Raw genomic sequence first — 26,812 nt, 5'->3', positions numbered from 1 at the left:
TTCCAAGCTCCTTAGTTCACCACTAACCTATCTTTTTTTTAGATAAGCTCTAGCTTGCGGAAGATGGTGTCCACATGCTTAAGGTGCCAAGAAGGGTTAAATGCATCTTCAATCTCTTCTGGGGTAAGAACGTTAGTGATTTCAGGTGTAGCTTCCACGATATCGCGGAATTGTTTTTGCTCTTCCCATGCTTGCATAGCACGCGGTTGAACGGTATCGTATGCTTGCTCACGGCTAAGACCTTTGTCGATCAGTTTAGTCAAGATCCGACCGGAGAAAGGAACGCCGAAGGTACGGTTCATGTTACGCTTCATGTTCTCTGGGAATACAGTCAGGTTCTTCACGATGTTACCGAAACGGTTCAGCATGTAGTTGAGCAGCATTGTCGCATCCGGAAGGATGATACGTTCCACAGAGGAGTGCGAAATATCGCGTTCATGCCAGAGCGGTACGTTCTCGTAAGCTGTAACCATATGTCCGCGAATGACGCGGGACAGACCGGAAATGTTCTCGCAGCCGATCGGATTACGTTTATGCGGCATAGCGGATGAACCTTTTTGACCTTTGGCAAAAGCTTCTTCCACTTCACGAATCTCACTCTTTTGCAGGGCGCGGATTTCAGTAGCGAATTTGTCTAACGATGTCGCTACCAAAGCAAGTGCAGCCATGTATTCAGCATGACGGTCACGCTGTAACGTTTGTGTAGAGATTGGAGCTGGGCTTGTGCCGAGCTTGCGGCAAACGAATTCTTCTACGAAAGGATCGATGTTCGCGTACGTACCAACGGCACCGGAGATTTTACCAAACTGCACACCGTTCGCAGCATGGCGGAAACGCTCCAGGTTACGTTTCATTTCTTCGTACCAAAGCGCCATTTTCAGACCGAAGGTGGTTGGCTCGGCATGAACGCCATGTGTACGGCCCATCATCGGTGTATCTTTGTAGGCAATAGCCTTATCTTTAAGGATCTCAATAAAATTGATGATATCCTTCTCTAGAATCTCATTCGCTTGACGAAGCAAGTAACCCAGTGCCGTATCTACCACGTCAGTAGAAGTAAGACCGTAGTGAACCCATTTGCGTTCTGCGCCTAGGCTTTCGGAAACCGCGCGTGTAAATGCGATAACGTCATGACGTGTCTCTTGTTCTATTTCATCAATGCGTGCGATGTCGAATTTAGCGTCTTTACGCAGTTTAGCTGCGTCTTCGTGCGGGATAACTCCCAGCTCAGCCCATGCTTCACAAGCGCAAATTTCAACTTCCAGCCACGCTTTGAATTTATTTTCCTCCGTCCAAATAGCTCGCATCTCAGGTCTGCTGTAACGTTCGATCATATTCTTTAGTTCCTCCAAAGTTTAGATTGCTCCACCCAGGACAAGCCGTCACCGGTATCCTTGCAGAGCAGATTGATATGGCCCATCTTGCGGCCGGTCTTACTCTCAGTCTTGCCATATATATGAAGCTTAGGTACAACACCCAGCTTATTATCTTTTTCGTCCTGTGTACAGGTCGCTTTAATGGCGCCATCCAAATGCTGACCTAGTACATTTACCATAACTACGGGTGTCAAAAGCGTTGTATCGCCCAGCGGCAGATTACAAATCGCCCGGACATGCTGCTCGAACTGTGAAGTCGCGCAAGCGTCCATGGTGTAATGCCCGGAGTTATGCGGCCTTGGTGCCAGTTCATTGACGAACAATTCTCCGTCCTCTGTGACGAACATTTCTACAGCCAATAGCCCAACCGCATCAAGTCCAGCAATTAATGTCTCTGCCAATTCGCATGCTCTCCGCTGAATCTCCTCTGACACTCTTGCAGGCACAATAGACAGATGCAAAATATTATTCACATGAATATTCTCCGATGGTGGGAAGCTCTTAACCTCTCCAGATGCACTGCGTGCAGCAACGACGGATATTTCACACTTAAAAGCTACAAATTTCTCAAGCACCAGCTCCGGTACAACCGCTCCGGGAGCTACTTGCCGGAAGGCTTCTTCCAGCTCTTCCTCCTGCCGAATCACTGCTTGTCCCTTACCGTCATAACCGCCTGTGGCTGTCTTCAGCACACAGGGAAGTCCAAGTTCAATCGCCGCCACTTTCAGCTCCGCAAGGCTATCCACCTTCCGGTACGGGGCGACAGGTACGCCTGCCGCCTCGATGGCGGTTTTTTCGCGCAGCCGATGCTGTGTCGTATACAGCAGCGCGCTGCCCTGCGGCACGTACGATTCCTCCGTCAGCAGCGCGGCAACGCCCGCGTCGACGTTCTCGAACTCGTACGTGATGACGTCCGAGCGGCGCGCTAGCTCCCGCGCCGCGTCCCGGTCGTTATACGCCGCTGTAATCTGCGGCGTAACTTGACCGCTAGGCGCATCCGGCGCAGGGTCCAGCGCCACGAAGCGGTAGCCCATGGCGCTGCCAGCCAGCGCCATCATGCGCCCGAGCTGCCCGCCGCCGAGCACGCCGACGGTCGCGCCGGGCAGTAGCGTCCGGACGGTGCCCGTACCGGACGCATTAGTAGCAGCTGGCGAATTAGCGCCGCCAGCCTCCTGCAGCTTCAGCTCCTCCGGTCTCATAAGCTGTCGCTGCTTTCAAGGACTTCGTCGCGGATCGCATCCCGCCGCAGCTGCGCACGCTGCTGCACTTCTGGATCGAACGCTCCGATAATCTGTGCGGCCAGGAGGCCTGCATTAATGGCACCTGCCTTACCAATGGCTACCGTTGCCACTGGAATGCCCCCTGGCATCTGCACGATGGAGAGAAGCGAATCCAGCCCGTTAAGCGCCTTCGACTGCACTGGCACTCCAATCACAGGCAGGATCGTCTTTGCTGCCACCATACCCGGCAAATGCGCGGCACCGCCCGCTCCTGCAATAATGACGCGAATACCCCGGCCCGCGGCTTCCTCCGCATAGCTGAACATCAAGTCCGGCGTCCGGTGCGCGGATACTACCTTCTTCTCATAAGATAATCCCAGCTCTTCAAGCACCGCACAAGCGTGCTCCATCGTGTCCCAATCCGATTTACTGCCCATGATAACAGCTACCTGTACTGACATGATTCGACCTACCTTCCAGTCACTAGTATGGATATCTTTATCTTATAAATTCGAATAAAAAAAGCCCGATGACCAGACGCATTTTGCTGCGGGAGGATCGGACTAGTAAAGAAATTAGGAAAAAATAATCCGCGTGCCTATCATTAGGCTGCATTAAGCGCGGAAAATGGCATAATGCATCATTCCGTTACCCGGACCGCATTGCCGCATTCTATCATCCTATTTCCTCGTAGTCCGGTAATTTACGGTTCCCGGGTAGAAACTTCCGGGCCATATCCCCGGTTTTATACGAGTTGCTCATGACATCAGTTTAACAATCCCCTACACAGGATGTCAACTCAAACACGAACATTTGTAAATTAGGATTACTAAACGTTCGCTTTTAGGCGAATTTAAATTCTCAACAGCCACTTATTTTGATGATAAAGACTTCTTTCCGTACACTCTTAGTTCTAACACCAGATGTTATATTAAGCATAAAACTTATACTTTCTTATATTTGAAAAAAGGAACGCCATAAGCGTCCCTTTTAACTCTATATTATTTGACCACCAGCACAGGAATGCGGGCGCTTTGTACTACATTGTGACTCACACTTCCCAGAACAAATTCACGTATTCCGCCAAGTCCGCGGCTGCCGATGACAATGATGTCCACAGCCTTTTCTTTAGCATATTTCAAAATCACTTCAGCAGGTGATCCTTGTAAAAGCTCAACCTCAGCATTCAAGCCTTCAGCCTCAAGGCGTCCCTTCACTTCTTCCGTAGTTTGTACTGCTAAATCATAATATTCTTTATTTACTGAAGCTGGCAGTGGTGCTAAAGCTTCTCCGATAAAAAATCTTGGGAATTCAAATGCGTGAACAACATGCAGCGTAGAGCCCGGAGTTACTTTTGCGAGTTCAATTGCGCGCTCCAATGCTTGATTAGAAGCCTTTGATCCATCATAGGCGAGTAAAATTTTAGAGAATAACATGTACGCCACCTCTTTTTCTAGTTTGTAATCATAAAGACTATCACCTTAAAAAATAGCTGTACAAAAAGATATTCAGCAACAGAAGTAACGGAATTCCGATCCTAAAGGACATATGTCGTGTCTTGTGGCGCTTACGATACATGGCAATCAGCACGCCTAGTGCCCCGCCCATAGCTGCCAGCAGAAAAAGTGTCTTCTCAGGTACACGTTCTCGCCGTTTACGGGCTTTGATCTTGTCTTCGGACATCACTACATATCCGATTATATTAATTACCACAAACCACAACATTATAACCTTGACCATTCTCCCGGGCTCTCCTCCTTGCTACCTATCTATCTCTATTATATTCCTCTTTTTCACAAAAAACCAATCATCCTTACACGCTCTGATAACTTCGCTGTCTGCTTCTTTCGTTTCACTGCTTCGCATCCTTCATCCATATCCATGACAACACCGCAGCCAGCGCCGCCGCAATTCCGCCCAGCCAAAACCCCCCGGTCAAACCATAGTGAGCACTCATCCAGCCTGCCACGAACGGTCCCGCCGACATGCCTACCGCATAGACAGCCTGATAGAAGCCCATAGCTGTTGCGCGTTTATATGGATCCACTTCTGACACCGACTTGCCTAACAACAATGGAAAAATAAGTCCCTGCATAAATCCGTTTCCTACCTGAGTCAGACAAAGCATCGCTAACGTCGGCATAGAAGGAATAAGAAGTGTAAACAATGCACTTCCCGCGAAGCCTATGATAAGCGTTCCCCTGTCCCCTAGGAGTCTTCCGAATGTCCGTGAGCCGTAGAGGGTCGCGACAGCATGCGGAATCATGAAAGCAAGCGTCAGCCAGCCCAAGCTTTCTTTGCTTGCTCCGATATTCAGGGCTTGGTTCGGAGTATATCCGAACATCGTAATGAATAGCACACAGTGTGCCAATACAGACAACAGTGAGACTCTTACCAAAAGGGGCTCCTTCATAACACCCGCCAAATCCTTGATCTGGATGGTACTTTGTCGTTTCTCTTGTTTTTGTTCAGGCAATCGCAGAGCAAGCAGCAACGCCGCAATCGCTACAATTCCACCCATCAAGAACGGGGTATTCCAGCCCCAATGCTCCACCATATAGCCACTGATCATCATACTGGTCAATTGGGCGATAACTGTAGTAAATTGCAGCATGCCCATTGCTTTTCCAGCTTCCTCTTTCGGGAAATAGCCCGCGAACATCACAGTGTACACGACCCATGCCGAAGCCGCTATACCGGATACCGCACGTGCTGCCAATGCCCAAACAGGCTGTGCTCCCCACATAAAAAGAAAACAGCTGGCTCCGCTCGCAATCAATCCCAGATAGATAAACGGCCGCCGCCGATTCAAATAATCTGAACCGATACCAATCGGCAGTCGGAACAGGATCTGCATTAACCCGTATACGCCAAGCACCATGCCCACCATAAAATACGATGCTCCCAAATGCTCCACATACGGTGAAAGCACCGGAACATAAATATAAGAAGAGAACCAGAACATAAATACAATCACAAGAAAGAAAAACCTGCTGTTACCCTGACCCTGTGGGCTATCTGCCGCTTTCACTGGATCCACTTGCTGCTCCGCTGCCACCCTAATCACCTGCTCTATGTATTTGCTTAACATTCTAATTCAAAGCCTATCCTTAGACTACAAAAACTTACGCGAATAAAAAAAGACTACTGAGCAAACTCAGCAGTCTTCATTATTACTATCCAATTTCCCTGAACAAAAGTTAGTAGCAACAACAGGTTTACCTAGCTCTCTACTTATCCTTCTTTTGCCCTTCAAGCGCTGCTTTCAGCAGTTCCCCAAGGTTAGAGCCAATGCTTTCTTGCTTACTGTATTGCTGTACCAGCTTTTGCTGTTCGCGTTTATTCACATGCTTGTGGTCCTTATCCAAAGTTTCTGTGATTCCACAGCCCAGACATTGAACGAACATACCTGCTTTACCCTCTTTAAGCTCCATTTTCTTATGGCACTGCGGACAGCGGCGATTCGATAATCTTTTCTCTCCGGCCCGGGTATAACCACAGTTATCCGCAGGACACACAAGCAACTTCCCCCGTTTGCTCTTTTTCTCGAGTAGTCTTGTACCGCATTCCGGACAATTACTGTTTGAGACATTATGCGGTTTGTATTCTGCTCCGCTTGTTTTTACACCAGTCACTAATTCTTGTGCCATACTGCGTATACCTTGCAAAAAGAGCTCCGGTTTACCTTGACCACGCGCAATTTTCTCCAGCTCAGCTTCCCAGCGCGCAGTTAGATCCGGAGTCCGTAGCTGGGTGGATACCAGTTCGATAAGCTGCTTGCCTTTTCCGGTCGGATGCAGAAGATTGCCCTGACGTTCAATGGTATCGGAGCTCACCAGCTTCTCGATAATATCCGCGCGCGTCGCCGGGGTTCCCAGTCCGTGCTTCTCCATTTGCGTCAAAAGTGAAGCTTCATTGTAACGCTTCGGTGGCTGTGTCCGTCCAGGACGCACTACACAACGGCTAATCGTGACAGTTGCCCCTTCGCGAAGCTCAGGCAGCTTTACACTGCCAGCTGCTGGCTCGTCCGATGATTCCTCGTCATCATCATTACTCATATCTCCACCGTACACTTCACGCCAGCCGGCATCTTTTACCGTCGTTCCTTTGACATGAAAGCTCTCGCCTTCCACATTGACGGTAACAGCTACCGCATCATAGCGCGCTGGGGGATAGAACAAGCTGATAAAACGCCGCACAATCAGATCATACAGCTTACGTTCCTCAGTACTCAGTCCATTTAATAATACAGTCTGCTCTGTCGGAATAATGGCATGGTGATCACTTACTTTACTATCATCCACAATTCGCTTCGTAATCGGCAGCGGTTTGCGCAGCAGTGGGCGTGCCAGCGCCGCATATGGTCCGACAGCCACACTCTCCAGTCTTTCCTTAAGTGTGCCCGTCATATCTGCAGTTAAGTAACGACTGTCCGTACGTGGGTAAGTGACTAGCTTGTGCTGCTCATATAAACGCTGGAGCACACTGGAAGTCTGCTTCGCGGAGAAGCCGAACTTTCGGTTCGCATCACGCTGCAATTCAGTCAGATCATAAGCGAGAGGATGGGGCTCGCTCTTTTCACTCTTGTGCACCTTAATAATACGTCCGCTACGTCCAGTAAGCTTATCCTTCAGACTTGCTGTCTTTTCCTTTTCGAATATCCGCCCATCTCCGTTACTAGCCCGCCAAGCTGCTTGGAAATCCCCGAAATCTGCAGTTAACGTCTCAAAATCAACGGAACGGAAACCCGTTATTTCCTTTTCACGATCCATAATCATCCCTAATGTCGGTGTTTGCACCCGTCCTGCCGAGAGCGGCGAACCGAACTTGCAAGTCAAAGCTCTCGTGACATTAAGACCAATCATCCAGTCCGCCTCTGCGCGGCAACGTGCTGATTCGTATAGACGATCAAATTCCCGACCTGGGCGGAGCTTAGCGAATCCCTCTTTAATCGCCTTATCGGTCTGCGAGGATATCCATAGCCGCCGGAATGGCTTTTTCCACCCTGCCATAGTCATAATCCAGCGAGCCAGCAGCTCACCTTCACGGGCAGCGTCTGTAGCCACCACAAGCTCCTCAATATCCTGTCTTTTCATTAGATGCTGAACAGCCTTGTATTGCTGATTCGTCTCCCGAAGCACCTTCAACTTGGTCTTCTCCGGTAAAATCGGTAAATCCTCCAATGCCCAGGTTGCAAACTTTTTATTATAATCCTCAGGTTCTGCCAGGCCGACCAAATGTCCCAGCGCCCAGGTAACCACATATTTTGGACCTTCAATATAACTCTTCTGTTTATTATTACATCCCATAACTCGTGCAATCTCGCGTGCAACAGACGGCTTCTCCGCCAAAACTAATGTCTTCATAATGCTCCCCTTTCCACATCAAATTTCATTATAGCATTAAATGAATGATAGCAAATATCGTCAGGCTTTACCGGGTCACTCCGTTATACACTAAATAATATCTGATACCCGAAAGGAGTCATAGTCAATGAATGAACAAGAAAGCTATAATATAGTACCAATAGGTTGGGTTACAGGTACGCCACGTAATTTGCGACTGGAAATCAAACCGGAATTTAGCCCGGCGCTTAAAGGTTTATCTCAATTTAGTCATTGCCAAGTGCTTTGGTGGCTGCACGAGTTTGCAGATGATCAATTCCGCCAGACTACACAGATTCAACCACCTTATGACGAAACATTAACTGGAGTATTCGCTTCCCGTTCCCCTATTCGACCTAATCCAATTGGGCTTAGTGTAGCAGCAATCCTGTCTGTCAATGAAGCTTCTGGCATCGTAGAGGTGGCTGGGCTTGATGCCTATCCTGGTACACCAATTCTCGATATCAAAGCCTATTTTCCTAGTGCAGATCGCGTAATGGAAGTGACCGTACCCGGTTGGGCTGCTAATTGGGGGGACTGGATGGCTGATTAATTGAAGTGGTAGTTTTGAACACCACCTCTATAAAAAGTTATGGGAGGACATCTCTTGAACAATCGTCAATTAATAATCCAAGCATTAGATCTCATCGAGGATCGTTTAACAACGCTTCTTCCTGTAGCTGTCCTCTCCAAAGAAATGGGTTACTCCCTTTATCATTTCACCCGTCTATTTCAAGCGGTCACTGGAATAGCACCAGGAGATTATATATCTAGACGCAGAATCACTGAAGCAGCATTGGATATTCTAAGAATGCCAGAGCGCTCTCTTCAGGACATCTCGCTAGATTATGACTTCAATAATTATGAGACCTTTACCCGCGCTTTCAAAAGAATGTTGCATACGACTCCTACCCTCGTCCGTAAAAGGCGTACTAAATCACAGCTCCCTTTACTACCTAGACTCTACGAACATGATCTACATCAAGCACCTATGGATAATATTATCTCCCCCCAACTCGTTGATTTGGGAGAAATCATTCTTCAGGGACCGTTAGTAAAGATAAACGATAATTACTCCGTCATCTCTAATACTTGGTCGCTGCTTTTTAGCAAGGTAACTACCATACATAAGCGCATACTTCCCGAAAAATATTATCAGCTTGGCTTCTGGCCAAACGATTATGAGGATAACGGATTTTCGATTATGTGTGCCTGCGAGCTAAAGTCTTCACCTTCCATAGCACAGAATCACATAAGCCATTCGGATACTTCATCTAAATCGGAAATTTATACAGACAGAAATCGGGCACTACCCATTCATGTATTACCACCCGCCCGATATTTGAAATTCATCCACAGAGGCCGTTCTTGTGATATCCCTTCTACTTATAAATATATTTACGGAATCTGGCTCCCAAAAACAGAATACAGAATCTCCATTCCTTTTGAATTAGAGTTTTATGGAGAAGGGTACATAGGTCCGGATAATGAAAAATCTGTGAGCGAAATCTACATTCCATTAGAATTTATATAAAAAAGTCCGCATCTGATAGGCAGACACGGACTTTGCTTAGTTTATTGGATTAACAGTTACTAGTCCTTATTGAATCTGAATTGTTAGCTCAAGCTCTTCATAGAACGTTTTTATTCTTTGTCCATCAGCATCTTTCAAAAGGTTCAAATCCTTATCAAACGTACAGGTATACGGCTTGATGGTTACGTATTTCGGTATTTCTGAGAAAGCGGCATATATTTTATCTACTATAAGATGTGGTATAGCCGGATACAAATCGTATCCCCGATTGTACGGCTCAATGATGTTCCCTTGATCATCTTCGATCTGATAGAACACTTCCGTTGGACTATACTCCCCTGTTTGTTCTGGCGATACAGGAACTTCGCCCGTACTATTAATAACTATTCTAGTCGTCGCTGGTGTAATATCTAGATTCTTAACTGTATAACTAAACGTACCTCTGCTCTTCGTTTGATCTGGAGTAAGCCTTATAGCCTCCTCAGTTACTTTTTTCACGGGTACTTGAAATACAAATGGCTCTTCGATTTGAGCTACGGGTACACTTACACTTACCTCAAATTCATCCCCAAATTCCTCGGTGTTTTTAACCTCATTTAGCTCTAGTAAAAGTGTGTTCGGTTGCCCGTAGATATCACCTGTTCTTGAAGAACCAAATATCACTTCTTTCCCACTAGGGAGTTTGACTACAGGCATGCCAAGCAACCCTTTTACAGATTGATCAAAATCATTATTCCAAAAGTTCGTTATCTCAGCCATTACGAGATCATTATGAATACCTTCTCTTTCGAACCCCAAAACCAAACGTGTTCCATCATACATTACATCACTAATTTTTAGGGTTACTCCATCATGAGTAATACTAGCGTCTGGATTAGTTGTAAGTCCTTTTTCAGCAGCATTCTTTAGTCCCGAATCATCAAAATTACTAAAAATACTTCCTAGAATAGGCATCTGGCTCAGCTTGTCTGCCCAGGCGGGAGATACTAAACCAGTTCCAATAATCAACGTTCCAACTACCGCAGCTGTGCAGGCCGCAATCAACGTTTTCTTAAACAACTTGCCGTTTGTGTTCTTTTGTTGATTTCCCTGAACTTCCATCTTCTCAATTCGATTCATTATTTGTTCACTATAGCTTGTTATCGGCATTTCATGACTTCGGACAGTCTCAGCAATCTGCTGCAACCTCTGCTCATCAGTTCGATTTTGCCACTTCATCAAGTTGTATCCCTCCCTCGTAGATTTTTTCTGAAACAAGCTTCTTTCGTAACCGTTCATACCTCTTACGCAGCATTGACGGGCTACAACCCATGATCTGGCCCATTTCTTCAAAGCTATATTGCTCTACCACTTTAAGGATTAGCATGTTACTTTCTTCTGTTGAGAGATTGCTAAATAGCTGCTCTACCGGAGATTCATCGTTAAGTTCATAATAAGTCTTTGTTTGCAGTGCTGTATAAAGCTTAATCAGTCTGTTCCATCTCTTGCGTTTGCGAACCTGATCCAAGCAATGATGATAAGCCACTTTATACAGCCATGCATTAAAAGAGACTCGTTTCTCATAACGTCTGAGTTCCTGATACACTTTTACAAATATATCTTGCACAGCATCCTCTGCTTCTTCATGACTTCTCAAAATATAATAGCAATAAGTATGAATCTTTCTTTCATAGGCTTGTATTATAGTTCTATAGGCTTCGCGGTTACCCGTAAGAACCTGATCAATAGCCTCTTCAATTATTGTTTGATTCACTTGGACCCCGGGGCTGCGACGTTCCAAAGAATCACCTCCTTGTTATTGACTACAACTATATAACGAATGTGATCCCTTTAATTGTGACAGGCTCTAAAAAATATTCCAAATATGTTAAAAGCATTAACCAAAGACAAATAAAAAAGCGACTGCCCCGATTGATGCTCGGAGAAATCGCTTTTATATAATATTCCAAATTTACTATTTACTTACTTAATATCTTTTAACTCTAAACAAGCTTCAAAAAATATAGTATCACTATTCTGACCACGTACATATATACCATCATCGGTTACTGCCGAACGTAAAATAGTCAGTTCATCCCCAAACTTTGCTTCTTGTAGATAAGTAATCCGGAAGCGTGTAAACTCTGCATTATCCCATTCCGCTAAACTGAGTGCATCACAACATAAATCTCCGTATCGGGCATTATTCAGATGTCCGTTGCTATCCAGCCCACTATATCTTACCTGATACCGATAAGCTTCTTCCATAGTAATATCAGTTGGGATCGTTACCTTAACAGGCATATCGCCTACTGAATCGCCATTATAGTGCTTAACCTGAACTGGAAGAGCGTTCGGTCTGAGTATCTTTCTCTTCTCAATATCTACTAAAGCCCATATAGAACGCGCTCTGGCAATCTCTATATGATCTGCATCGAAAATACGATAATCCCGTTGCCATAAAGCCCCTTTAGTGCCTTTACTCCAGGTATGTACGCTAAGCACATCATTTGGGCGAGGAATACGCTTAAAATCAAGATCTAACGTAATCATCATCCAGCCCATTCCTGCATTCAGAATTTCTTCCACACTTATCCCCAAATTACCCACCGCGAAGTCTGCCGCACATTGCATGATATCCAGAATAAAGGATAACTTACCCTGCGAACGATAATCCGTGTCGCTCGCATGTACAGAAAAATCTTCTATCCACACAAGATTGCTACTGTTGTCCATTGTTTATCCTCCTACCATGCAAAATATCCTTGCATTTACTTGAAGTATCCACATATACCACTGCTCTATCCACATAAATTGGGGACTACTTTCATTTTTGAATATATTTTATTATTTCATCCACATGTTAGTAACTTTTATTTTTTCGTTATTTACCCATGACTTATCCACATTATTTAAATTAAGCGATAAAGGGAACAAAAAAGCCATTGTTGATAAATCAACAATGGCTTCGTGTGCTTGGCAACGTCCTACTCTCCCAGGACCCTTCGGTCCAAGTACCATCGGCGCTGGAGGGCTTAACGGTCGTGTTCGGGATGGGTACGCGTGGAACCCCTCCGCTATCGCCACCAAACATGCGTCTGTGAAACAGACGCTGCCGCGTGAAATTTTCTTCATCACCAGAAGTGAGAATAAATTTCTAAGCGTGTTACAGGCTTGATGCCTGAAAACTGAATCCGAATTGAATTTGCGTTTTAAGTATAGGATAAGCCCTCGACCGATTAGTATTGGTCAGCTCCATGCATTACTGCACTTCCACCTCCAACCTATCTACCTCGTCGTCTTCAAGGGGTCTTACTAATTGGGAAATCTCATCTTGAGGGGGGCTTCACGCTTAGATGCTTTCAGCGCTTATCCCGTCCGTACGTAGCTACCCAGCCATGCTCCTGGCGGAACAACTGGTGCACCAGCGGTACGTCCATCCCGGTCCTCTCGTACTAAGGACAGCTCCTCTCAAATTTCCTGCGCCCACGACAGATAGGGACCGAACTGTCTCACGACGTTCTGAACCCAGCTCGCGTACCGCTTTAATGGGCGAACAGCCCAACCCTTGGGACCTACTTCAGCCCCAGGATGCGATGAGCCGACATCGAGGTGCCAAACCTCCCCGTCGATGTGGACTCTTGGGGGAGATAAGCCTGTTATCCCCAGGGTAGCTTTTATCCGTTGAGCGATGGCCCTTCCATGCGGTACCACCGGATCACTAAGTCCGACTTTCGTCCCTGCTCGACTTGTAGGTCTCGCAGTCAAGCTCCCTTATGCCTTTGCACTCTTCGAATGATTTCCAACCATTCTGAGGGAACCTTGGAACGCCTCCGTTACTCTTTAGGAGGCGACCGCCCCAGTCAAACTGCCCGCCTGACACGGTCCCCGTACCCGATTAGGGCACTAGGTTAGAACCTAGATACGATCAGGGTGGTATCCCAACGGCGCCTCCACCGAAGCTTGCGCTCCGATTTCTACGGCTCCCACCTATCCTGTACAGATCGTACCCAAATTCAATATCAAGCTGCAGTAAAGCTCCATGGGGTCTTTCCGTCTTGTCGCGGGTAACCTGCATCTTCACAGGTATTAAAATTTCACCGGATCTCTCGTTGAGACAGCGCCCAAGTCGTTACGCCATTCGTGCGGGTCAGAATTTACCTGACAAGGAATTTCGCTACCTTAGGACCGTTATAGTTACGGCCGCCGTTTACTGGGGCTTCGGTTCATAGCTTCGGGTTACCCCTAACCACTCCCCTTAACCTTCCAGCACCGGGCAGGCGTCAGCCCGTATACTTCGCCTTGCGGCTTCGCACAGACCTGTGTTTTTGCTAAACAGTCGCTTGGGCCTTTTCACTGCGGCCCCCTCGTGCTATTCACACTACCGGGGCACCCCTTCTCCCGAAGTTACGGGGTCATTTTGCCGAGTTCCTTAACGAGAGTTCTTCCGCGCGCCTTAGAATTCTCTTCTCGCCTACCTGTGTCGGTTTGCGGTACGGGCACCTTCTCCTGGCTAGAGGCTTTTCTTGGCAGTGTGAGATCATGACCTTCGCTACTACAATTTTCGCTCCCCATTACAGCCCAGCCTTAATGATGTGCGGATTTGCCTACACATCAGCCTCACTGCTTAGACGGACATATCCATCAGTCCGCGTCACTACCCTCCTGCGTCACCCCATCGCTCATAGCGGATTACGGTGGTACAGTAATTTCAAACTGTTGTCCTTCGACTACGCCTTTCGGCCTCGCCTTAGGTCCCGACTTACCCTGAGCGGACGAGCCTTCCTCAGGAAACCTTGGGCTTTCGGCGGATCAGATTCTCACTGATCTTTTCGTTACTCATACCGGCATTCTCACTTGTATGCTGTCCAGCGCTCCTTACGGTACACCTTCAACCCACATACAACGCTCCCCTACCCCAGATACATACGTATCTAGCCATAGCTTCGGTGGTGTGTTTAGCCCCGTTACATTTTCGGCGCAGAGTCACTCGACCAGTGAGCTATTACGCACTCTTTCAATGGTGGCTGCTTCTAAGCCAACATCCTGGTTGTCTGTGCAACTCCACATCCTTTCCCACTTAACACACACTTGGGGACCTTAGCTGATGGTCTGGGCTGTTTCCCTTTTGACAATGGATCTTAGCACTCACTGTCTGACTCCCGGCAATAAGTATATGGCATTCGGAGTTTGACTGAGCTTGGTAATCCTTGCGGACCCCGCACCCAATCAGTGCTCTACCTCCACTACTCTTATACCGAGGCTAGCCCTAAAGCTATTTCGGGGAGAACCAGCTATCTCCGAGTTCGATTGGAATTTCTCCGCTACCCCCACCTCATCCCCGCACTTTTCAACGTGCGTGGGTTCGGGCCTCCAGTGCGTGTTACCGCACCTTCACCCTGGACAGGGGTAGATCACACGGTTTCGGGTCTACGTCCACATACTGAGTCGCCCTATTCAGACTCGCTTTCGCTGCGGCTCCGTCTTCTCGACTTAACCTTGCATGTTAAACGTAACTCGCCGGTTCATTCTACAAAAGGCACGCCATCACCCATGAATAGGGCTCTGACTTTTTGTAAGCACACGGTTTCAGGTTCTATTTCACTCCCCTTCCGGGGTGCTTTTCACCTTTCCCTCACGGTACTGTTTCACTATCGGTCGCCAGGTAGTATTTAGCCTTAGCAGATGGTCCTGCTGGATTCATACGGGGTTTCACGTGCCCCGCACTACTCGGGATCCGTCTCGGAGAGAACACAGTTTAGGCTACAGGGCTTTTACCTCTATCGCGGGCCTTTCCAGACCTCTTCACCTACCATATTCCTTTGTAACTCCATGTGAGACGTCCCACAACCCCTAAGAGCAAGCTCTTAGGTTTAGGCTGTTCCGCGTTCGCTCGCCGCTACTGACGGAATCACTATTGTTTTCTCTTCCTCAGGGTACTTAGATGTTTCAGTTCCCCTGGTCTGCCTCTACATACCCTATGTATTCAGGTATGAGTAACTGCGAATTACCACAGCTGGGTTTCCCCATTCGGACACCCCCGGATCAAAGCTTGCTTACAGCTCCCCGAGGCAGTTTCGTTGTTCGCCACGTCCTTCGTCGGCTCCTGGCGCCTAGGCATCCTCCGTGTGCTCTTATTAGCTTAACCATGATTTTTCCGAAGGAAAATATCATACGATATCTCTCTTGGAATCATCTCACTAATAACATTTACTTGTTTACACAAGTTGCTAAAAGATGTTCTAAAACGCAAATTCGTTTCGGTATCCAGTTTTCAAGGATCAAGTCTTACTGAGAGCTTAAACTCTCAAAACTGAGCAACGAGTGAGTAACAGGCCTAAACCTGAGATTGTGGAAGTTTAACTTCCGATTTGAATGTCTTCATTGCAGAAGACGATTCTCCATAGAAAGGAGGTGATCCAGCCGCACCTTCCGATACGGCTACCTTGTTACGACTTCACCCCAATCATCTACCCCACCTTCGGCGGCTGGCTCCCTTGCGGGTTACCCCACCGACTTCGGGTGTTGTAAACTCTCGTGGTGTGACGGGCGGTGTGTACAAGACCCGGGAACGTATTCACCGCGGCATGCTGATCCGCGATTACTAGCAATTCCGACTTCATGCAGGCGAGTTGCAGCCTGCAATCCGAACTGAGACCGGCTTTGATGGGATTGGCTCCACCTCGCGGCTTCGCTTCCCGTTGTACCGGCCATTGTAGTACGTGTGTAGCCCAGGTCATAAGGGGCATGATGATTTGACGTCATCCCCACCTTCCTCCGGTTTGTCACCGGCAGTCACTCTAGAGTGCCCAACATTACTTGCTGGCAACTAAAGTTAAGGGTTGCGCTCGTTGCGGGACTTAACCCAACATCTCACGACACGAGCTGACGACAACCATGCACCACCTGTCTCCTCTGTCCCGAAGGCCGCCACTATCTCTAGTGGATTCAGAGGGATGTCAAGACCTGGTAAGGTTCTTCGCGTTGCTTCGAATTAAACCACATACTCCACTGCTTGTGCGGGTCCCCGTCAATTCCTTTGAGTTTCAGTCTTGCGACCGTACTCCCCAGGCGGAGTGCTTACTGTGTTAACTTCGGCACCAAGGGTATCGAAACCCCTAACACCTAGCACTCATCGTTTACGGCGTGGACTACCAGGGTATCTAATCCTGTTTGCTCCCCACGCTTTCGCGCCTCAGCGTCAGTTACAGCCCAGAAAGTCGCCTTCGCCACTGGTGTTCCTCCACATATCTACGCATTTCACCGCTACACGTGGAATTCCACTTTCCTCTTCTGTACTCAAGTCACCCAGTTTCCAGTGCGACCTTAGGTTGAGCCCAAGGTTTAAACACCAGACTTAAATGACCGCCTGCGCGCGCTTTACGCCCAATAATTCCGGACAACGCTTGCCCCCTACGTATTACCGCGGCTGCTGGCACGTAGTTAGCCGGGGCTTTCTTCTCAGGTACCGTCACTCCGATAGCAGTTACTCTACCGGACGTTCTTCCCTGGCAACAGAGCTTTACGATCCGAAAACCTTCATCACTCACGCGGCGTTGCTCCGTCAGACTTTCGTCCATTGCGGAAGATTCCCTACTGCTGCCTCCCGTAGGAGTCTGGGCCGTGTCTCAGTCCCAGTGTGGCCGTTCACCCTCTCAGGTCGGCTACGCATCGTCGCCTTGGTGGGCCGTTACCCCACCAACTAGCTAATGCGCCGCAGGCCCATCCCTCAGTGACAGATTGCTCCGTCTTTCATTCTTTCTTCAGGAGAAAAAAGAAATTATCCGGTATTAGCTACCGTTTCCGGTAGTTATCCCAGTCTAAGGGGCAGGTTGCCTACGTGTTACTCACCCGTCCGCCGCTAAGTTATTTTGAAAGCAAGCTTTCAAAATAACTCCGCTCGACTTGCATGTATTAGGCACGCCGCCAGCGTTCGTCCTGAGCCAGGATCAAACTCTCCAATTAGTATTGAAAAGAGCGATATGCTCATTTTGAAACATCTGACGAGAAAACTAATTCTCTAATTTTGGATTTCACTTTCGTGATTTCCTACTCACTCGTTGTTCAGTTTTCAAAGATCAAGTTCTCGTTGGCGCCGTTTAATGTCTCAGCAGCAACTCTTATAATATATCATGTTGTTCTCAGTAATGCAAGCTTTATTTTTCGAAAGCCGTTTATATAACTCTCTCAAACATTGCCTGTACGCTGTCTAACAACGCTTAACTATAATAACCTATCTACTCATAGAAAAGCAACCCCTAATAGAAAAATAAACAACCAGCTTAATTATTAAGCTGGTTGTTTATTTAATAGAGTTATGATTCTAGCGTTTCAAATTAATAGTATTTTGCTGCAGTATACTTACTTGAAGCCTTAATAAAATCCGTATTCTTCTTACTCTTCGCTGCCGATGCATCTACCGTGGTATCAATAGTAACCCATTTCCCATCCATCAATACTTCATTCCATGCATGGTATTGCGTAACGTAGCTAGTATTCCCCATCACCAATTTAGCAGGCACATCTACACTACGTAGCATTGCGGCAAAAAGAGAAGCATAGTCATAGCAGATTCCCTTTTTAGTACTCAAAGTGTTGTTAATGTTCGGAATGTAATCTGTTGTTACATTATTAGCAAGAGAATAATCATATTGCACATTAGCAACTACATAGTTATAGATTGCTTTAACTTTCTCTTCATCTGTTGTTTTACCTTTTGTAAGCTCTTTAGCCTTAACGATTGCTTTATCAGAAGAACTCCATTTCACATTCTGTACGGAGCCCAAATATACGGAATTTGAGTCGTTCATAGTTAAATCTACTACTTCAGAATAGAGAGCCTTATATTTATTACCCGTTGTATTCTCAAGAACAGAAACTTTATAAGTCCCATTCCCTTGTTGCAAAGGGAAGTCCTCAGCTTGTCCAGAAGCATATAAATTGTATGTATAGCTACTGTTATCTTTTGTGATCATCAGCTTAACTCTTTTATCTTTTGGAATATCGTAGTTAATACCGATTACACCTTGAGCCAATTTGGATGTATTCAACCAGTTTGAATCTGCGCTTGCAGCTTGAGCTGTGCTTACTGGAACCGAAGTAATCAGCACGAACAGCGCCACCATCATAAAATAAACCTTTTTCACGGATAAAACTCCTTTCGGTAGCTGGCTGCCATCCTTTCGGGAAGGCCCTTTAGCTTTGCGTCCCTACCTTTCGATAGGTTTGCCGTTATCGTATAAGCTCTATCTGTTCTAATTTCGCTAGACAAATTAACAGAATCAGTCCAAGTAGAAATATGAATCTTAGATTCTTATATATTTTATAAAAACAAAAAAAGCCTCTTCATTCGGTAACTGGCTGCCATCCTTACGGGAAGGCCCTTTAGCTTTGCGTCCCTACCTTTCGATAGGTTTGCCGTTTATCGTGTTTAGCTTTTATAGTCTTATACTACCATATTTATCCTCGTAAACAAGAACAAAATTGCTAGTTTTACTATTATTTTATAGTTATCTCTCTGTATTTCAGTTCTCTTGTCATTTCTCATCAACTATTAGGTAAGCTTAGCATGAACAATCAAACGATGTGTAGGATCTACTAGTGGGTCACACGTAATTAGAGTAAGAATCTTATCCTTGTTATTCCCGTCAAGAACAGACACATCACTGGGAAGTACAACAGAAATATCATAAACCTCGTAATTATATACCTGATCGCTCGTTTTTACCGTGATTACATCCCCAACCACAACTTCATTCAATCTGTTAAACAATCTGCCCGTAGTTCTAGCTCTATGAGCAGCTATTGCGGCGTTCCCGATTTCTCCAAGCGGGGCCGTTTCTTTCATATGGGCCGCAGCATGCTTCATATTTGCTTTTGTTGCTCCTTCTAATACTGGCAGCTTCAGATCAATCTTAGCAATCTCTATTAATGCGATAACTTTGCCGCCCACTTCAATCTCCGGTTCTGGCTTTTCTGTTTCTTGAGGCTGTGCCTGTGCATCTAGAACGGATTCCTCTGCTAGTAGCTGAGTGACCTCGGCATATCTACTCTTCAGATCAGGTGGTGGAGTGCTTTCGATGGTGCTCAGTTCAGCCGTTTCTAATAGCTTCTCCTGCTGCCAGTCGTTATACCATTCGTTAGCTTTTGGATAGAGCATGATAAGGATCCCAGCCAGTATGAGCACATACGAGAATTTACGCATGATTTTCACCTCCGTGGATTGGTTCTACTGCACTTTAGAATACCCATTTACGACTTCCGAAGAAGTTAATGATCACCGTCACAAACGTTACTAATACCTTAGAGATCAACACTTGAATGCCTAGTTTGTCAGTCAACAGATGCATTAGCAACAGCGATATTCCGAGCACTACCAGATTCAGTATGATAAACTTCAGCAACTGAGCCTTATCAAAGCCCTCTTTACTGCCACGATTGTGATCCTTGAAGGTAACTTTTTTATTCAAAATAAAGCTGTTCGCTGTCCCTGCACTATAAGAAATCACCTGTGCCAACGCATATACCATTCCAAGTGAGTTCAGTAATGTGAAGATTACGAAATCAATTAGGGTATTCACCAAACCTACGGCATTAAATTTAAGAAACTGTATAAATGCAGCGCGTAAGTTCTTATCTGACATTATTGTAGTCCTTCCGGCGATCCACTTGTTCCTCGTTAGGATATCCTTTAGTCTCACTTACAATATATAGCGGTCTATCCTTAGACTCGTCATAAATCCGTCCGATATATTCTCCAATTACACCTAACAGCATCAGAACGATACCATTAAAGAGCAAATTGACGCCTACAATGGAAGCCCAACCTGGAACCGTCCATGATGTGAAGAAGATTCTTTGAAATAAGACGAAGAATAAATAGAGAAAGCTAGAAAAGGATAGAAAAAATCCAACATACGTAGCAATTTTAAGTGGTTTATGGGAAAAGGAAGTGATACCATCTAGCGCAAAACGAATCATTTTCTTGAGCGGATACTTGGTTTCACCTGCATAACGCTCTTCCCGCTCATACTCCACCATCGTCTGCTTAAAGCCGACCCAGCTTACCAAACCTCTGACATACCGATTTTTTTCCTTGAGCCCCCGTAAGACATCACATACTTTACGATCAATAAGACGGAAATCGCCTGTATCCGTAGGAATGTCCACACTTGTCATGCTGCTGAGCAGCCGATAAAACAGCTTCGCCGTTACCTTCTTGAACATCGTCTCCCCACGGCGCTTCAGCCGCTTCGCATACACAACATCATAGCCCTCTTTCCACTTCTCGATCATTTGCAAAATGACCTCAGGCGGATCTTGAAGGTCAGCGTCAATAACAACGACCGCTTGACCTTCAGCATAGTCCATGCCAGCTGTAATCGCTACCTGATGTCCGAAATTACGCGAGAAGTCAATTAGCTTGACGCATTCATCTCGATCACTGATCTCCCGAATCATCTGGGCCGAACGATCACGACTTCCGTCATTAACGAAGACTAGCTCATAAGTATCGCCGCATTCGTCCATTACTTTTTTCAAACGTTCGTAAGTAACGCTAATTACTTGCTCCTCATTGAACATGGGTACAATTACACTATATCTGGCTTTCACCTTTATTCCTCCTACAAGCTTTATGGAGCGTTACATCTTCCTATTCTTCCTAATAACGCTGTAAGCATAAACTTATTGTTATAGATTCTTTTTTAAAGCTTAGAAAACCCAAGAAGGGAACCAACGCAGCATGTTCTTCACGTAATCACCGCTAACCTGCATCCCTGATAGGACTGGGTAGAACGCGACAAAGAGCAGTAACGCAACAGCCACATAAGCATAACGAACGTAACGAGCCTCAGGAAATTTACTATCTAGTAACTTCATTATATATACAATACCAAGAATCATAAAAGGTACCATAGCAAAATAATGGTAGATAAAGGTTTCTCTCGGGACAAGCATCCACGGAACATATTGTGAGAAAAAGGCGATCCAGATCATATACAGGTTTTTATCTTTGCGTTTCAGCGTAATCCACAGCGTTGCTAGCATTGCAAAAATACCCGTCCACCAGATAAGCGGATTCCCCATAGTCACTATACTGCTGACCTGACCTTCCGGCAATCCTTCACTGCCACTGAAGAACCAGACAGGTCTCTTCATAAATGGCCATTGCCACCAGGAGGATGCAAAAGGATGTGTAGCTACAAGCTGACTGTGGTAGTTGTACATATTCTTTTGAGAATCAATCAAACCTTTAATAGTAAAGCCCTCTGCTGATGCAGATAAACCCGGAACAAAAGATAAACTATAAATAATGACCGGAATGATTACAAAGAACGCAACACAACTAGCTAAAGTAATGATGGTATTCTTCCAGAACGAATTTACAGCTTCACGACAGGTACCTAACAGTTCCTTGTCTTTGATCTTCCCTTCCGCGAGCAACCTCCCCGAAGCTTGGTATTCTCTGTAACGCTCGAAAAGAGAGATAGCTAGCATAATCGCCAGCCCGGCTCCTCCGTACAGTACAATCCACTTGGAGGCGACACCAATTCCGAAGAATAAACCTGACCAGAATAACGGAATCAAAGTTTTTCTTAAAGGTTGCCTGAAGAAATTCATAGTGTAATACCGCTGCATGAAATAAAACATCAGCATGATGAAGAATACTCCGTATACATCGATCGTAGAGATTCTTGTTTGCGTGAAATGCATGAAGTCCAGTGCGAACAATCCTGCCGCAAGTGCTGCGTATTTACTCTTTTTAAACAGACGCAGTGCCATCACATAAATGAGAGGCAGCATGGCAATCCCGAACAATGTTCCAATAATACGCCAACCGAATGGATTGACTCCGAACAATTCCATCCCTACTGCGATCAACAGTTTGCCGAGTGGTGGATGCGTGTTTTCGTAAGGCACAATCCCATGTGTATATTCATAAGCTGTCCGTGCATGGTAGATCTCGTCAAAATAAGTGCTGTTCATAAAGTTTGAATATTCTGGGATGATTGACTGCTCATCAAAAAGATTGGCAGGCTCTCCTCTTTTAGCGACTGCATTAGCATCCGGTGTTACACCGGCAATGGGAAGAGGGACTCTTTCTCCCCCCTGCTCATAAAAGGCCATTTCATTTAAAGTGAAGCCCGGAGAGGTGACGGTAAACTTCACGTATCTTGCTGCAACGTTCAGAGGTTGGCTTTTCCAGATGAAGACATTTCCAACGTCCTCATTTACATCTAGAGGATTGCTCCAGACATCAGGAGTTTCACTGAACTCAAACTTAAACTTACCGGTACCTACGCCACCGAATATATTCACACGTTCTAATTGTTTACTCTGCCCTAGATCTACATAGAAGCTTTCACCGCTAGCAGCAGGCTCCCACAATGTTTCCGGAGATTTAGTAGATCCAAGATTGTATAAAGCAATCGCCGCGTAAACGGCAGTAATAGCAAGTATACATATCCAATCTATACGCTTAAACTTCATCGTTCAATCTCCCTCCTCTCTGTTGCGGTTTTATTTGCTTGACGATTTTAAGATCTTCTTCGTATTTTTCTTCAAGAGTTGGTGGTGCTGGAAGAGGTTGTACTCCCCCGCGAACATACACATCGTAACCGATGTAGAGCATGTATAGAAGTAAGGTTAGGTTAGCTATAGACGTGACCAGTACGATTCCATCTGCACCTGGGTTTACACCTGCATTTAGATGGGTCAACGTATAAGCTACATTGATATACTGCGTTAAGCTGAATCCAAGGAATAAGGATAGAAAACGGCGATCCCGACTTGCTATATAAGTGAACATACAGAGAATAACAGCAGGGAACATATAACGTTCATGCATTTTGGTGCCAAGCACAAAGACCACTACAATGAGCGCCATACCGATAAAATAGGATTTGGATAGATCTAAGCGATCCTTTTTAAAGGAGAAAAACGCTGCTACAGCCACTGCCACTAAAATAAATATGAAGCCCCATACACGGTAAGTGATGCCCAGCCAGGTTAGGTCAAGGGATGACCACATGGGGTCAGTCAGTGCATATAAATTAAATGCATTCACTGAAGAATAAGGATAGGAAGATAAAGTACTCTTATAGAGATTAATAAGGCCAACTAAACCACCGTTATTCCAGAAAAATGGTGCCGCGAGCAATCCGAATATCCCTAATCCGTACAAAGCTCCAAATCCAAGCTGCTTCCAAGCGCGGTGATGATAGAAAGCAAACATCAATACCGGTGTAAAGATTAACGCTTGTGGTTTAATTAAAGTTGCTAATGCAAACATAATCGCGGATTGAACAAACTTTTTGTTCGCAGCCCCATGAATACTGAGCAACAGGAAAATCAAAAAGAACGAATCTGCTTGTCCCCACGCCGCTGAATTAACAAGTACCGCCGGATTAAATAAGAATAATAGCGTTAAGCCAAAAGCGATCCCCGTGCCAAGTTTTTTGCGAGACATTTGATATATGAAGTAACCCAGCACCAAATCAGAAATAATCGCCGGTAGTTTGAACAGCAAATTCTCTCCGCCCGAGCCATGCGCAAAGCCAAATACACCGCGAATAAGACTAAGCAGGGACAAAATGTACAAATAACCAGGTGGATAATCCGCAAAATACCCTTCTTCATAAAACTTACCTGGACCTAAATCAACCATACGCTGGCCCCAAGCTATAAAGGTATTCATATCATTCTGGTAGCCTTGAGCAGTAAGACCGATCCAAATCCTTAGTATAAAGGCAATCCCGATGGCAATGCTCAGCCATTTGGAATAGACATTCTCAGGTTGCTTCATAAGCTTCTCACTGCGGAATACCTTGGTATAAAGCACTGCAAAAAACACACTGAAAAGCGCTGAAATCAGCAGCATCTTAGTTGGAGATACTTTATGTGGGGTGTCTGCTTTTTTATCACCAGCATCCTGGCTAACAGCTGCACTATCTAGTGAAATGACGTTGGCTCCTTCGGGAGCTGCGTCTAATTTCTCTACAGACAAATCATCAAAATAAGCCTTACCTTGAATTAAGCTAGAGTAGCCTCCCAAACTTGCACCTATGCCGAATTCCTTCTGCTTAGGTCCTGTCTGACCTATGTATTCAAGATACTGCCACTCTCCTGCCGTATCCGTTACGCTGGGATAACCCCCACCTACTCCAACGGCAAGTATATTGGCACCCATTCCCTCGCCTGCGGTACTTACTACTTTGATCCATCCAGAGATTTTATAATAACTATCCGGTGTTGCTTTAATCGTCTGCACCCATTTCAAATGATTGGGTTCGATATTCTCAATGACCGCTGCTTTACTACCGGAATGAACCTCGTCCGATTGGATGGAAAGTATGCCGGAGTTGTCTCCTGAAATCCACATATCCTTAGTCCAGTTAGAAGGAGCATCCTCTCCCCCCTCCTCAAATCCAGGGTTCTGCAATAGATTCTCCTCTGCATAAATGCTTGTTACAGGAAGCAAAAACAATAACAGCATCAATACAGTCATTGCGGCCGTACGTGTACTCTTGATCATCGTTCCAACCTCACCTCGTCCTATATTCTTAGTCCAGACTTTACTGCTCTATAAATCGCCGCCCGTGATCACTACCGTATAATTAGCAAATCTCTTAATCTTGTAGTTCTCACTCAGAGCAGGAATAGTATCACCGTTCCAATAAATATAAGCAGCATTCTCTCCTGGAACTATCATCGGACTCCCTAACACGAACACATATCTTCCAAAAGTATATACTTTCTGAAAGGCTGCTCCCGGATTAGTATACTTGACCGTTGCCAAGAAATCATTCGGATTGATTTTCTCATAAAAAAGTGCATAAATATAGGGCATATTAACCTTATCTGTAACATAAACCTTTCCTTCACTCTCTTCCGACGCATACTCTATGGCCTCGCCGATTGAGTTATAGAAGGCTGGTCCGACTCTGTCCGGAAAATCATTAAAGTATGCGCTGCAAAATAACACAAAGCACAAGCAGAACCCTGCTATAGAAACAACCCCAAGCCCTTTAATCTTCTGTCTTACCCACATAAATCCTGCAACAAGCAGTAAAATGATTGGGTAAAAAATAACGTTAATACGGTTAATATTCACATTCGTCACGCAAGCCATTAGCACAGAAACTAATAACCAGATCAGAATGATAGCCTGTCCCCGTCCTTCATGTTCGCGCTTAGGTAGTGCTTTTAGCATTACAACAAGACCAATAAGGACAAAAGGAAGCGCAATGGGATACGCATATCCGTAAGGTGAGATCGAATTCCATAGCAGACCATCATTTCCACTAATCATAAGCTTAATAAATTCTCGAAAATGACCTGCTGCGGTATGAAATAAGTCTCCGCTGAATACGGATGATACCTGTTCCATACGTGGTGTAGTCAATCTAGGGATCGTAAACAACGGAGTTTCTATACTCTGCAGCTTCAAGCGATTAATCATCACAAATAGCAATATAGGCAGAGCTATAATTATAAACAATATTCCGTTCCATAGAATCGCCCGAAGTTTCAGGGCTCTTATATAGAATAGAAGAATCGCAGTGGCTATAGCAAACACAGGAACAAAAAAATACGCCGTTCCATAAGCATAAAGAGAGAGAGCTAATAGAATAGTATAGGCATAGGACCATCTAGGGTTTTTGAGTGTTTTCAATAAAAAATAAACGGAAAACAGGATCAGAGTAGGAAACAAATTGGACTCTAGAGCCCATCTAGACATCATAATATGCCATGGATTAATCGCGATAAAGAACATCGCTGCATTACCTGCTGCTCTGAAAGTAAATAACTGTTTAGCCACAAGATAGAACACAATCATGCCAAGCAGTCCCATAATTAGACTGACAGCCCTCACAGACATAGGTGTTAACCCAAACAACCAAATAAAAGGCATGGATAAGTAGGCGTAGAGCGCATTTTGCCCGCTTCCCCAAGCAATCAAATGGACCGGCAGATGAACACCGTTCCGGTCTATCCCATAATGAAGAATTGAATAAGCGTCATACCCTATTGAAGCCTCATCCTGATTTAAACCTGGAGGTATAGAACCTATGTAAAGAATACGAATTACCGCTCCTAATAAGAATAACAAGAGTGGCCATGGATTTTTTTTAATATATAAATATGCTCCATTTAATCTACTAGCCAACATGCATCACCTCTTCAACAATATAATCTATATCTTAGATGATGAAAAGGCATGAACAATGACTACCCTATTCCGTTAAAAAACCAATTAAAGAATAAAAAAACAGCCCCTTCAATAATGAAGGAGCTCTAGATGAATATCAGAAATGC

At 45.5% G+C, this 26,812-nt stretch carries 19 protein-coding genes, 3 rRNA genes and 3 riboswitches; of the genes, 2 read left to right on the top strand and 20 right to left on the bottom strand.

Annotation, left to right across the window (positions count from 1 at the left end; genetic code table 11):
* Positions 1–38 precede the first annotated feature (38 nt).
* The 7 genes from purB to ACN6MV_RS03225 all read right to left on the bottom strand — a co-directional run bounded on the left by purB (position 39) and on the right by ACN6MV_RS03225 (position 7,962).
* Positions 39–1,334 (bottom strand): adenylosuccinate lyase, encoded by a 1,296-nt coding sequence (purB, locus tag ACN6MV_RS03255; protein ID WP_042124027.1) that lies wholly within the window; start codon positions 1,332–1,334, stop codon positions 39–41.
* A gap of 5 nt (positions 1,335–1,339) precedes the next feature.
* The gene (gene purK, locus ACN6MV_RS03250; RefSeq protein ID WP_419885666.1) at positions 1,340–2,575 is read right to left on the bottom strand and encodes a 5-(carboxyamino)imidazole ribonucleotide synthase; all 1,236 of its coding nucleotides are present in this window, start codon (positions 2,573–2,575) and stop codon (positions 1,340–1,342) included.
* Positions 2,572–3,057, bottom strand: a complete 486-nt coding sequence (gene purE, locus ACN6MV_RS03245; RefSeq protein WP_042184739.1) for a 5-(carboxyamino)imidazole ribonucleotide mutase — start codon at positions 3,055–3,057, stop codon at positions 2,572–2,574. Before purE ends, purK begins: the two co-directional genes overlap by 4 nt.
* Before the next feature lie 210 nt (positions 3,058–3,267).
* Positions 3,268–3,369: riboswitch (purine riboswitch) on the bottom strand.
* A 228-nt stretch (positions 3,370–3,597) separates the two neighbouring features.
* Positions 3,598–4,032, bottom strand: a complete 435-nt coding sequence (locus ACN6MV_RS03240; RefSeq protein WP_042124024.1) for a universal stress protein — start codon at positions 4,030–4,032, stop codon at positions 3,598–3,600.
* A 40-nt stretch (positions 4,033–4,072) separates the two neighbouring features.
* Complete coding sequence (locus ACN6MV_RS03235) at positions 4,073–4,336, bottom strand: DUF1294 domain-containing protein (RefSeq protein WP_042124022.1); 264 nt, start codon at positions 4,334–4,336, stop codon at positions 4,073–4,075.
* A gap of 112 nt (positions 4,337–4,448) precedes the next feature.
* Positions 4,449–5,654 carry an MFS transporter gene (locus tag ACN6MV_RS03230; RefSeq protein ID WP_419885665.1) on the bottom strand — a complete coding sequence of 402 codons (1,206 nt, stop codon included), beginning with the start codon at positions 5,652–5,654 and terminating at the stop codon, positions 4,449–4,451.
* A gap of 172 nt (positions 5,655–5,826) precedes the next feature.
* A complete protein-coding gene (locus ACN6MV_RS03225) occupies positions 5,827–7,962 on the bottom strand; it encodes a DNA topoisomerase III (protein ID WP_419885664.1) in 2,136 nt (711 codons plus the stop codon).
* Between the two features lie 127 nt (positions 7,963–8,089).
* Between ACN6MV_RS03225 and tsaA the strand changes: the two genes are divergently transcribed.
* Both tsaA and ACN6MV_RS03215 read left to right on the top strand, forming a co-directional pair.
* Positions 8,090–8,533: a tRNA (N6-threonylcarbamoyladenosine(37)-N6)-methyltransferase TrmO gene (gene tsaA / locus ACN6MV_RS03220; RefSeq protein ID WP_419885663.1), complete on the top strand. Its 444-nt coding sequence runs from the start codon at positions 8,090–8,092 to the stop codon at positions 8,531–8,533.
* A gap of 54 nt (positions 8,534–8,587) precedes the next feature.
* Positions 8,588–9,514: a helix-turn-helix domain-containing protein gene (locus tag ACN6MV_RS03215; protein ID WP_375104732.1), complete on the top strand. Its 927-nt coding sequence runs from the start codon at positions 8,588–8,590 to the stop codon at positions 9,512–9,514.
* 66 nt (positions 9,515–9,580) lie between these two features.
* On the opposite strand, the gene ACN6MV_RS03210 is transcribed toward ACN6MV_RS03215, so the two are convergent.
* The 13 genes from ACN6MV_RS03210 to ACN6MV_RS03150 form a co-directional block, all read right to left on the bottom strand.
* A complete protein-coding gene (locus ACN6MV_RS03210; protein WP_419886710.1) occupies positions 9,581–10,732 on the bottom strand; it encodes a DUF4179 domain-containing protein in 1,152 nt (383 codons plus the stop codon).
* The gene (locus tag ACN6MV_RS03205; RefSeq protein ID WP_375104731.1) at positions 10,710–11,294 is read right to left on the bottom strand and encodes an RNA polymerase sigma factor; all 585 of its coding nucleotides are present in this window, start codon (positions 11,292–11,294) and stop codon (positions 10,710–10,712) included. Before ACN6MV_RS03205 ends, ACN6MV_RS03210 begins: the two co-directional genes overlap by 23 nt.
* 182 nt (positions 11,295–11,476) lie before the next feature.
* Positions 11,477–12,229 (bottom strand): acyl-[acyl-carrier-protein] thioesterase, encoded by a 753-nt coding sequence (locus ACN6MV_RS03200; protein ID WP_042124010.1) that lies wholly within the window; start codon positions 12,227–12,229, stop codon positions 11,477–11,479.
* Positions 12,230–12,467: 238 nt separating this feature from the next.
* Positions 12,468–12,584 (bottom strand): 5S ribosomal RNA (rrf, locus tag ACN6MV_RS03195).
* Between the two features lie 128 nt (positions 12,585–12,712).
* Positions 12,713–15,641, bottom strand: a 23S ribosomal RNA gene (locus ACN6MV_RS03190).
* 259 nt (positions 15,642–15,900) lie between these two features.
* Positions 15,901–17,458: ribosomal RNA gene (locus tag ACN6MV_RS03185) — 16S ribosomal RNA — on the bottom strand.
* Together the 16S, 23S and 5S rRNA genes form the textbook arrangement of a ribosomal RNA operon.
* Before the next feature lie 371 nt (positions 17,459–17,829).
* Positions 17,830–18,639 (bottom strand): transglutaminase-like domain-containing protein, encoded by an 810-nt coding sequence (locus tag ACN6MV_RS03180; RefSeq protein WP_419885662.1) that lies wholly within the window; start codon positions 18,637–18,639, stop codon positions 17,830–17,832.
* A 13-nt stretch (positions 18,640–18,652) separates the two neighbouring features.
* Positions 18,653–18,733, bottom strand: a riboswitch (cyclic di-GMP riboswitch).
* 108 nt (positions 18,734–18,841) lie between these two features.
* Positions 18,842–18,922: riboswitch (cyclic di-GMP riboswitch) on the bottom strand.
* Between the two features lie 124 nt (positions 18,923–19,046).
* Positions 19,047–19,697 carry a class D sortase gene (locus ACN6MV_RS03175; RefSeq protein WP_042124008.1) on the bottom strand — a complete coding sequence of 217 codons (651 nt, stop codon included), beginning with the start codon at positions 19,695–19,697 and terminating at the stop codon, positions 19,047–19,049.
* Between the two features lie 34 nt (positions 19,698–19,731).
* Complete coding sequence (locus ACN6MV_RS03170) at positions 19,732–20,136, bottom strand: GtrA family protein (protein ID WP_042124006.1); 405 nt, start codon at positions 20,134–20,136, stop codon at positions 19,732–19,734.
* Positions 20,126–21,106, bottom strand: coding sequence for a glycosyltransferase family 2 protein (locus tag ACN6MV_RS03165; RefSeq protein ID WP_076116865.1), 981 nt, complete (start codon positions 21,104–21,106; stop codon positions 20,126–20,128). The genes ACN6MV_RS03170 and ACN6MV_RS03165 overlap by 11 nt, the downstream gene beginning before the upstream one ends.
* Before the next feature lie 99 nt (positions 21,107–21,205).
* Complete coding sequence (locus ACN6MV_RS03160) at positions 21,206–22,984, bottom strand: phospholipid carrier-dependent glycosyltransferase (protein WP_339289098.1); 1,779 nt, start codon at positions 22,982–22,984, stop codon at positions 21,206–21,208.
* Positions 22,974–25,028: a glycosyltransferase 87 family protein gene (locus tag ACN6MV_RS03155; protein ID WP_419885661.1), complete on the bottom strand. Its 2,055-nt coding sequence runs from the start codon at positions 25,026–25,028 to the stop codon at positions 22,974–22,976. Before ACN6MV_RS03155 ends, ACN6MV_RS03160 begins: the two co-directional genes overlap by 11 nt.
* Before the next feature lie 48 nt (positions 25,029–25,076).
* Positions 25,077–26,666 carry an ArnT family glycosyltransferase gene (locus tag ACN6MV_RS03150; protein WP_042124001.1) on the bottom strand — a complete coding sequence of 530 codons (1,590 nt, stop codon included), beginning with the start codon at positions 26,664–26,666 and terminating at the stop codon, positions 25,077–25,079.
* Positions 26,667–26,812 lie beyond the last annotated feature (146 nt).

Source organism: Paenibacillus sp. B-A-8, assembly GCF_048572915.1.
GTDB lineage: Bacteria > Bacillota > Bacilli > Paenibacillales > Paenibacillaceae > Paenibacillus_AQ.
The sequence above is the reverse complement of the archived record's forward strand: the minus strand, read 5'-3'. Positions and strand labels throughout refer to the sequence as shown.

Coding starts and splice junctions, on each gene's coding strand:
- purB (WP_042124027.1), bottom strand. CDS start 1,334: ATGATCGAACGTTACAGCAGACCTGAGATGCGAGCTATTTGGACGGAG.
- purK (WP_419885666.1), bottom strand. CDS start 2,575: ATGAGACCGGAGGAGCTGAAGCTGCAGGAGGCTGGCGGCGCTAATTCG.
- purE (WP_042184739.1), bottom strand. CDS start 3,057: ATGTCAGTACAGGTAGCTGTTATCATGGGCAGTAAATCGGATTGGGAC.
- ACN6MV_RS03240 (WP_042124024.1), bottom strand. CDS start 4,032: ATGTTATTCTCTAAAATTTTACTCGCCTATGATGGATCAAAGGCTTCT.
- ACN6MV_RS03235 (WP_042124022.1), bottom strand. CDS start 4,336: ATGGTCAAGGTTATAATGTTGTGGTTTGTGGTAATTAATATAATCGGA.
- ACN6MV_RS03225 (WP_419885664.1), bottom strand. CDS start 7,962: ATGAAGACATTAGTTTTGGCGGAGAAGCCGTCTGTTGCACGCGAGATT.
- tsaA (WP_419885663.1), top strand. CDS start 8,090: ATGAATGAACAAGAAAGCTATAATATAGTACCAATAGGTTGGGTTACA.
- ACN6MV_RS03210 (WP_419886710.1), bottom strand. CDS start 10,732: ATGAAGTGGCAAAATCGAACTGATGAGCAGAGGTTGCAGCAGATTGCT.
- ACN6MV_RS03200 (WP_042124010.1), bottom strand. CDS start 12,229: ATGGACAACAGTAGCAATCTTGTGTGGATAGAAGATTTTTCTGTACAT.
- ACN6MV_RS03175 (WP_042124008.1), bottom strand. CDS start 19,697: ATGCGTAAATTCTCGTATGTGCTCATACTGGCTGGGATCCTTATCATG.
- ACN6MV_RS03170 (WP_042124006.1), bottom strand. CDS start 20,136: ATGTCAGATAAGAACTTACGCGCTGCATTTATACAGTTTCTTAAATTT.
- ACN6MV_RS03160 (WP_339289098.1), bottom strand. CDS start 22,984: ATGAAGTTTAAGCGTATAGATTGGATATGTATACTTGCTATTACTGCC.
- ACN6MV_RS03155 (WP_419885661.1), bottom strand. CDS start 25,028: ATGATCAAGAGTACACGTACGGCCGCAATGACTGTATTGATGCTGTTA.
- ACN6MV_RS03150 (WP_042124001.1), bottom strand. CDS start 26,666: ATGTTGGCTAGTAGATTAAATGGAGCATATTTATATATTAAAAAAAAT.